The following is a 7,839-nucleotide window of genomic DNA, read 5'->3' on the forward strand; positions in this document are numbered from 1 at the left end:
AACCATGTTTCTTCACAAACCCTCGGAGCAGTCAGCAGTCTTCATGCTTTCGCCAGCGCCCCCGCCAGCACCGCATAACACTTCTTCGCCGCAGCAATCGGCTCATATCCCGGCTTGCTGAAGATCTGCCCGCTCACTTCCACCACCACAGGACCAGCGTAACCATGCTGTTTCAGCGCGGTGAAATACTTCACGTAATCGGTCTTTCCCTCGCCCGGCAGGAGGAACTGAAACTTCGCGGCATCACCCGTCGCGTCCTTCACGTGAATGAACTTCGTGCGTGGCAGCAGCAGCTTCATGCTCTCTTCCATGCCGATGCCCTGCAGTTCAAAGTGGCTGTAGTCATACGTCACCTGGATGGCCGGAGACTTCACCTGCTCCAGCAGCCATAGCAAACGCTCCGGCGAGTTCACCGCACTGCCCACATGCGCCTTGATCGCGATCACGGTCTTCTCTTTCTCCGCCACTTCCGCCCAGACCTGCAACTTCTCCACCATGCCCGTCTTCTGCTGCTCCCACGTTGCCGGTTTGCCACCGCACACCGTTTCGATGATCGGCGGCTGCGCCGCATTCATGTCCCGCGCCACCTGCGCCGCATCCTTGATGCCTTGTAGGTTCAGCGCATGCGCCTTGTCATCCGCCGTCAGGCTCAGGTTCACCATCAGGCACGGCAGGTCCAGCTTCAGCGCCGCAAGCTGCTTCACCGCGTCAGCCCGCGCCTCCGCCGTAAAAACCTTCGGCTCCGTCGGAAACCCCGCATTCAAAGCCATCTCCACATTCGCATAGCCGATCTCCGCGCACACCTTCAGCGCTTCGCTCAAAGTCAGCGTCTTCATCCCATACAAGCTGAAACCCAGGCTGACACCGCTTGGCGCAGCCGCCTTTGCGAAATGTGGCAGGGCGGCAAACCCCAGGGCGGTGTGAAGAAAATGGCGGCGTGTGGACATAATGAGTGAGTTGATAAACTAGCGGGCGTTGGATTCCTTGCATGAGAAGTTTCATCGTCGTCGCGCTGAATCGGTGAGAGACGAAACTCAAAAACGCGTTCCCACTCCTCCGACCATGACACGCACCTTCCATCACATCGCCATTTGGGCATTCGCACTCCTCTCACTTCCCATGGCGGCTGGCACGGCCGGCGAAGCGAAAACACTGAACGTCCTCTTCATCGGCAACAGCTTCACCGCACGTCACAATCTCTCCGCCGTGGTGAAAGCCATGGCGGAGGCCGGCAATCCAGGCCTCACCTTCAATCGCACCGATGTCATCTACGGCGGCCGCACACTCAAAGACCACTGGCGGCTCGGTACACAAAACATCGTCAAACAATCTACCCTCACCGAAGCCGAGGAAAAGGCCACCATCGCCGCCCTCGAAAAAGATGCCGCAGACCCCAAGGACAAATACGCCAAAAGCGCCCTCGCACGCCATGCCGAAGTGCTCGCCAAGCTCGAGGCCAACCGCAAACCCTGGGACATCATCGTCCTCCAGTCCTATCGCGATGACATCGAGGGCGATCCCACACTCTATGCCGAATACGCACCCAAGTTCGCCGCACTCGCCAAAGCCCAGGGCGCACGTGTCATCCTCTACGAGACCACACCCAACACGCAAAACCCGCAGCCCCTGACCAAGGTCCCCGATCCCGCACCCATCCTGGCCAAAGAGCGCGCCATCGCCGCACTCGCCAAGCGCATCGATGCCTCCGTCGCCCCCATGGCTCTCGTCGCCCTGCGCTGCCAGACCCAGCGCCCCGATCTCACGCTGCGCTTCATCAATGACGCCCATCTCAATCAGACCATGTCCTACCTCACCGCATGCACTCTGTATGCCGCCATCTTCCATCAAAGCCCCGTCGGCCTCCCCATCGACTCCGTCACCGACACCCGCACCATGGAGACCCCCACCCACGACAAGACCAAGGACCGCGATGGCAACCCCCTCACCCGCAAATTCTCCGACAAAGACCGCGCCGACCTCCAGCGCATCGCCTGGGAGGGCTGGTCGGAATTTCAGAAGCTGCCGTGATGGTTCGTTGCCGTTCCCGTCGTACTTCACCCCATGAGGAAGAAAGGGAACTCCATGAAGCAGATGCATTGTGCCCTCTTCCTTGGCCTGTGCATGGCGGTGACGTTGCATGCCGCAGAGACCATTTCACCTGATGACGATGGTGCGATCCCGCGTTCGGTGAACATGGAAGACTTTGACGCGCTCGTCACCAACTCCCCCTTCACCCGTTCCCTCGGCGTCTCCGACTCCCTCATCCTCACCGGTGTCGCCCACTTCGAAACAGACACCTTCGCCACCCTGCTCGACACCAAAACCTTCGAGTCCCACGTCGTCTCCAAGACCCCCAATTTCCAAGGCTGGCAGCTCGTCGGCGTCGGCGGAAACTCCGCCGAGATCCAAACCTGGTCCGCCAAGATCCAGATCCCCGGCGGCGAGGTCATCTCCGTCCGCTACCAAAAGCCACCACCCAAACCCCCTCGCGCAAAATCCGGCGGCAGTGGTGGCTCCGGCACCTCCGGTGGCAACGCCCCACCGCTCACATCTTCCCAGCTCAACGAGGCCAAAGCCGCCGCCGTGAACTACAAGGAGGGTTTCTCCTCAGACGGCTACCCCAAGGCCCCGCCCCCCGAGATGGTCGCCAAACTCTCCCGCCTCAGCACCTCCCAGCGCGAGACCATCAACCAACAAATGCTCGGCCTCCGCAACCAAGGCCTCGGCCTCGACGAACGCCGCAAAATCTACGAAGGCCTCGTGGATCGCTCCTTGCAAAGGTGATGAACGACGATCTCAAGTTGTCTTCGCGGTGATGTGTGCCAGCGTCGCTTCATGGCAGACTTTGTGCGAAAAAAACTTCAGGTGTTCGTCTCATCCACTTATACCGACTTGATCGTTGAACGACAGGCTGCGGTATCAGCCATCTTGTCAGCAGGGCATATGCCGGCTGGGATGGAGTTGTTCACAGCTGGTGATGAGTCGCAGATGGATGTCATCAAACAATGGATAGATGAATCGGATGTTTTCATGCTCATTCTTGGTGGCCGTTACGGTTCGCTTGAGCCAACATCCGGCAAGAGCTACACTCATCTTGAGTACGAATATGCCGTCGCCACCAACAAGCCTCTGTTTGCTTGCGTGATCAACGAAAGCATGATTGATGCTCGTGTCCGAGTAGGGGGGGCAGCATTCATTGAGACGACAAATGGAACGAAGTTGACGGAGTTTCGTTCTCTTGTGCTGACCAAGCTTTGTAGGCTTTGGGATGATGCGAAGGATATCAAGATCGCTGTCATTGAAACATTGGCACACATCGCTCGTCGCGAAGAACTTGTGGGCTGGGTACGTGCAACTGAACAAACTGATTCGGCAGTTTTATTGCATGAGATGGCTCGTCTCAGCAACGAAAACGCAAAGCTTCGAGCTGAAAGCACCAAGGGAAGTGAGTTGGCTCAATTCAACGGACTCACATTCTCAGAGCTAAAATCCCTGCTAGATGAGAGTGGGGCAATTCATTCTTTGCTTGAAAATCGCGATGAATTGTCGCGCGCAAGCTCTTTCTACGACTTTGACAATAAGGATGAGCTGATCCTGCGCGGTTTAATTCGAGAATATAATAGGGGAGTATATGGGTTCTCCGACGAAGGCCGTAAATTTGTGAATAGGTGCGATTTTGAGTCGTTGCTTGAAAGGGCATCTTAACCCTTTCAGGCCTTGGTGTTATTTGGACTACCTGTGAAGGACTTAATCACCCAAACAGCACCATCTGCCCAGCGTCCGCATCACTCACCGTTTTCTTCCGAACCTTCGCCGGCACACTCGTCGCCACCGGCACCTCCTTCACGCTCTCCGCAGGCTGGTGCCCCGCTTCGAGCTGCTGCAGCACTTCCTTCGCGCGCTCAATCACTCCCTCAGGCAGCCCCGCGAGCCTTGCTACCTGGATCCCATAGCTTTTCTCCGCGCAGCCAGGCATGATCTTGCGCAGGAAGATGATCTGCTGGTTCCACTCCTTCACCGCCACGTTGTAGTTCTTCACCGCACTGCGGCTTTGCGCCAGCGCCGTGATCTCATGGTAGTGCGTCGCAAACAACGCCCGCGCGCCCACCTTGTCGTGGATGTGTTCGGCCACGCTCCACGCGATGCTGAGTCCATCAAACGTTGACGTGCCGCGCCCGATCTCATCCAAAATCACCAGACTCCGCTCCGTCGCATTGTTCAAAATCAGCGCCGTCTCGTTCATCTCCACCATGAACGTACTCTGCCCGCGCGCGAGGTCATCACTCGCGCCGATGCGCGTGAAGATGCGATCCACCAGCCCCACCTCCGCGCTGAACACCGGCAGGTAGCTGCCGATCTGCGCCATCAGCGTCAGCAGCGCCGTCATGCGCAAATAAGTGCTCTTCCCCGCCATGTTCGGCCCCGTGATCAAAATCAGGCGGCTCTCCTCCGGTTCCAGCGTGATGTCATTCGGCACAAAGCGCTCGCCGCTCGTCAGGTTCTGATCCAGCACCGGATGGCGGCCATCACGAATGAACAAATTGCGCGTCTCATTCAGCACCGGCCGTGTGTAGTTAAACAACCGCGCCGTTTCCGCCAGCGAGCCCACCGCATCCAAAATGGCAATCGTCTCCGCTGTCTCCTGGATGTGCACCAGATGCTCCAGCACGCGGCTGCGCAGCCCCAGAAACTCCTCATACTCCAGCGCCTTGCTGCGCTCCTCACTGCCGAGGATCTTGTCCTCCATCCGCTTCAATTCATCCGTGATGTAGCGCTCGCCATTCACCGTCGTCTGCTTGCGGTGATAGTCCGCCGGCACGCTGCCCACATTCGCCTTGGTGATCTCAATGAAGTACCCAAAGACCGCGTTGTATTTGATTTTGAGACTCTTGATCCCCGTGCGCTCGATCTCACGCTGTTGCAAATCCGCGATCCACTGCCTGCCCAGCGTCGAGGCCGCGCGCAGTTCATCCAGCGCCGGCAGGTAGCCCTCACGAAAAACCCCGCCTTCCTTGATCTGCATCGGCGGCTCATCCGCGATCGCCCGCTGAATCTCCTGCGAGATCCCCGTGAGATCATGCAGGCGCGCCAGCAGCAGAGGGATCATCCTGATCCCTCCTTCAGCCGACGAACCCTCCTTATCTCCTCCCACGATCAACTGCTCCAGCGCCGCCCGCAAAGCCGGCACCACTTCCAGCGAAGACGCCAGCATCAGCAAATCACGCCCATTCCCGCTGCCCTGGCTCAGGCGTGAGCTCGTGCGCTCCAAATCGCGCACCTCCTTCAGCAGCGTGCGGATCTGGCTGAAGAGCATGCTCTCTTCCAGCAGCGCCGCGATCATGTCCTGCCGCTGCGTCAGCGCTTCCAGATCTCTTAGCGGGTGCAGCACCCAGTGCCGCAGTTTGCGCGCACCCATCGGCGTGCACGTGCGGTCCAGCGCGCTCAGCAGCGTGTGCGCATTGCCACCTCGTGCCGTCACCAGCTCCAGATGGCTTTGACTCGCGGCATCAATAAGAACCACGTCGCTGATCTGCGCATAACGCAGCCGCTGGATGTGCTCCACACTCCGCCGCAGTTGAAACTGCAGATACTGCAAAATACACCCCGCAGCACCGATCGCCGCACTCAGCCCCTGGCAGCCAAAGCCATCCAGCGACTGCACCTTGAAATGCTGCGTCAGACTGTGCTCCGCCTGATCAATCAAAAACAGATACCCCTCAATCGGCTGCGCACAGCTCGGACTGCCCAGCGCCGCGATCAAGTCCCCCTGCTCCTCACTGTACAGCAGCTCACTCGCCTGCAGTCGTTCCAGCTCATCCGCCAGCTCCGTTGTATCCTTGAACTCCGCCACCTCAAACTCACCCGTCGTGTGGTCCACATACGCCAGGCCAAGCTTCTTCCCCTCGCGAAACACCGCCGCGAGGTAGTTCGATCGGTTCGAGTCCAGCAGGTTGAGATCATTGATCGTCCCCGCGCTCAGCACCTGCGACACCGCACGCTCCACGATCTTCCCCGGCACCGGGTCCGTCGTCTGCTCCGCGATGGCCACCCGCTTGCCCGCCTTGATCAGCTTCGCGATGTACCCCTGCGATGAATGATGCGGCACCCCGCACATCGGCACCCCATTGCGCTTCGTCAGCGCCACATTGAGGATCGGCGAGGCCGTCTTCGCATCCTCAAAGAACAGCTCATAAAAATCCCCCAGGCGAAAGAACAGCAGCACGTCCTCCGGCAGTTCGCGCCGGATGGCGAGGTACTGCTTCATCATGGGAGTGGTGCTGGCGTCGGACATGGGCGGGGGCAAGGAATCAAGAGGTTGGACGGAAGGTCAAGATGGAGCAATGACGAATGACGAATTCGGAGCCGAGCGAAGCGGGTGAACGATGAAATGCCGCAGTGCCGTTAATGCGGCATGCCCTCCCGCCGTCGATTCCTGCAAGCCTGCAGCGCCGCCACCCTGCCATGCCTGGGCCTCTCCGCTGCCGAGAGCACCAAGCCTTTCTCATTCATCCTGCTGGGAGATCTGTACTGCGCTGCCATTCATGCAGGGTCACAGTCAGGAGCCTTCCAGACACTGAAGATTTCAGTGTGATGAAGTGTGCGCTTGATCAGCAGCAGCATGTTTGCAAAATAGGCCATTATGAACCAACCCCAGCGCGAAGCCCTGTTCGACATTCTCAGTCTCTCCATCTATGCCGACGCGCACATCTCACTGACCGAAGATCGTCTGCTGGAGTCCGCCTTTGTCGCCGAAGGCTGGGATTCGGAGTACCCGAAGAGCCTCTTCATCGAAGAGTCCCTGGCCCGCGCCCGTGAGGCCGCCGAGAGCGACGACGCCATGTTCGATTACATCAACGAGAAGGCGCAGGCCTTCACCACTAAGACCGCGCAAAAGGAAGTGCTCGGCGTGGTCAAAAACATCCTCAAAAGCGACGGCGAAACCCACGAGGAAAACGAGTTCTACAATCTGCTCGTCCAGGCCCTGCCGAAGACGGGCAAGTAAACGCGGCATTGAAATGCGTGCCTGAAGGATGGGTGTGGCGACAGCCCGCGTGTCCTTCGAAGCACGTAGTGCGAAGAATGGGCCCGTCCCTGAGCGTGTGGAAACACCCGCTGCCTCACGCACGACCACAGCGTGGCAGTCTGTCGCGCCTTCTCAGACTGCCCCCACGTCCCTCACTTCACCACCGGCTCGCCGAGGTGATTCTTGAAAAAAGCCGCGGCGATGTCCACCGTCTCCGCGCACCACGGATCGCTCATCCAGAACGGATGCGGCGCGTCCTTGAGCGTATGCACGGCAGTTTCGATGCCGAGCGCCTTCAGCTTCTCCATCATCTCCGCACGGCCCACCTTGAGCGTGTCTTTTTCACCTTCGATGAAAATGGTCGGCGGCACCCCGGCGCGCACGTGTTTGATGGGCGAAGCTTCTTTATAAACCTCCGGCTTTTCCAGCGCATTGCCGCCAAAAAAGAGGATCGCGCTCTCGTTCTTTTGGAAAGAGTTGGAGTCCACGAGGTTCTGCGTGGCCGCCATCACGATGCAGGCCTTCACCGCGCTGGATTGATCCTTGAACGGACCTTCTCCTTCAAACTCAGGCAGCCCCGTCGTCATCGCCGTCAATCCTGAGAGATGCCCACCGGCAGAGCCGCCCATGCAGCCGATGCGCTCAGGGTCAATTTTGAGCTCCTGCGCATGCGCACGCAGGCATCGCAGCGCGGCTTTGCAGTCGTGCAGCGCCGCTGGGTATTTCGCTTCGGTGGAGAGACGATAACTCACGAGAGCGGTGACAAAGCCGCGTTGGGCGAGGCGCTCCATCATCGGCTTGTCGGCCTCCACCTG

At 59.0% G+C, this 7,839-nt stretch carries 8 protein-coding genes; 5 read left to right on the top strand and 3 right to left on the bottom strand.

All coding sequences use genetic code 11. From position 1 onward, the window contains the following. Nucleotides 1-41: 41 nt before the first annotated feature. Nucleotides 42-947: a sugar phosphate isomerase/epimerase family protein gene (locus tag ACIREA_RS21470; protein ID WP_397384403.1), complete on the bottom strand. Its 906-nt coding sequence runs from the start codon at nucleotides 945-947 to the stop codon at nucleotides 42-44. A gap of 115 nt (nucleotides 948-1,062) precedes the next feature. On the opposite strand from ACIREA_RS21470, the gene ACIREA_RS21475 reads away from it, so the two are divergent. Genes ACIREA_RS21475 through ACIREA_RS21485 form a run of 3 tightly spaced genes read left to right on the top strand, consistent with a single transcriptional unit; the run spans nucleotide 1,063 to nucleotide 3,705 of the window. Continuing rightward, a complete protein-coding gene (locus ACIREA_RS21475) occupies nucleotides 1,063-2,028 on the top strand; it encodes a hypothetical protein (protein ID WP_397384405.1) in 966 nt (321 codons plus the stop codon). A 54-nt stretch (nucleotides 2,029-2,082) separates the two neighbouring features. Beyond that, nucleotides 2,083-2,784 carry a hypothetical protein gene (locus tag ACIREA_RS21480; RefSeq protein ID WP_397384406.1) on the top strand — a complete coding sequence of 234 codons (702 nt, stop codon included), beginning with the start codon at nucleotides 2,083-2,085 and terminating at the stop codon, nucleotides 2,782-2,784. Between the two features lie 51 nt (nucleotides 2,785-2,835). Further along, nucleotides 2,836-3,705, top strand: a complete 870-nt coding sequence (locus ACIREA_RS21485; protein ID WP_397384407.1) for a DUF4062 domain-containing protein — start codon at nucleotides 2,836-2,838, stop codon at nucleotides 3,703-3,705. Between the two features lie 46 nt (nucleotides 3,706-3,751). Here the strand turns inward: ACIREA_RS21485 and mutS are convergent, their stop codons facing one another. Further along, the gene (gene mutS / locus ACIREA_RS21490; RefSeq protein ID WP_397384408.1) at nucleotides 3,752-6,292 is read right to left on the bottom strand and encodes a DNA mismatch repair protein MutS; all 2,541 of its coding nucleotides are present in this window, start codon (nucleotides 6,290-6,292) and stop codon (nucleotides 3,752-3,754) included. A gap of 120 nt (nucleotides 6,293-6,412) precedes the next feature. Here mutS and ACIREA_RS21495 point away from each other — a divergent pair, with 120 nt between their 5' ends. Both ACIREA_RS21495 and ACIREA_RS21500 read left to right on the top strand, forming a co-directional pair. Beyond that, nucleotides 6,413-6,592, top strand: a complete 180-nt coding sequence (locus ACIREA_RS21495; protein ID WP_397384409.1) for a twin-arginine translocation signal domain-containing protein — start codon at nucleotides 6,413-6,415, stop codon at nucleotides 6,590-6,592. 48 nt (nucleotides 6,593-6,640) lie between these two features. Beyond that, complete coding sequence (locus tag ACIREA_RS21500) at nucleotides 6,641-7,003, top strand: hypothetical protein (protein ID WP_397384410.1); 363 nt, start codon at nucleotides 6,641-6,643, stop codon at nucleotides 7,001-7,003. Between the two features lie 173 nt (nucleotides 7,004-7,176). Here the strand turns inward: ACIREA_RS21500 and ACIREA_RS21505 are convergent. Next, nucleotides 7,177-7,839: alpha/beta hydrolase fold domain-containing protein (locus tag ACIREA_RS21505; protein WP_397384411.1), on the bottom strand; the 663-nt coding region annotated here is incomplete at its 5' end.

The organism is Prosthecobacter sp. (assembly GCF_044373815.1).
Classification (GTDB): Bacteria; Verrucomicrobiota; Verrucomicrobiia; order Verrucomicrobiales; family Verrucomicrobiaceae; genus Prosthecobacter.

What these genes read in the sequence shown, in the direction of transcription:
- ACIREA_RS21500 (WP_397384410.1), top strand. Translation starts at nt 6,641, where the DNA reads ATGAACCAACCCCAGCGCGAAGCCCTGTTCGACATTCTCAGTCTCTCC.
- ACIREA_RS21485 (WP_397384407.1), top strand. Translation starts at nt 2,836, where the DNA reads ATGGCAGACTTTGTGCGAAAAAAACTTCAGGTGTTCGTCTCATCCACT.
- ACIREA_RS21480 (WP_397384406.1), top strand. Translation starts at nt 2,083, where the DNA reads ATGAAGCAGATGCATTGTGCCCTCTTCCTTGGCCTGTGCATGGCGGTG.
- ACIREA_RS21475 (WP_397384405.1), top strand. Translation starts at nt 1,063, where the DNA reads ATGACACGCACCTTCCATCACATCGCCATTTGGGCATTCGCACTCCTC.
- ACIREA_RS21470 (WP_397384403.1), bottom strand. Translation starts at nt 947, where the DNA reads ATGTCCACACGCCGCCATTTTCTTCACACCGCCCTGGGGTTTGCCGCC.
- mutS (WP_397384408.1), bottom strand. Translation starts at nt 6,292, where the DNA reads ATGTCCGACGCCAGCACCACTCCCATGATGAAGCAGTACCTCGCCATC.
- ACIREA_RS21495 (WP_397384409.1), top strand. Translation starts at nt 6,413, where the DNA reads ATGCCCTCCCGCCGTCGATTCCTGCAAGCCTGCAGCGCCGCCACCCTG.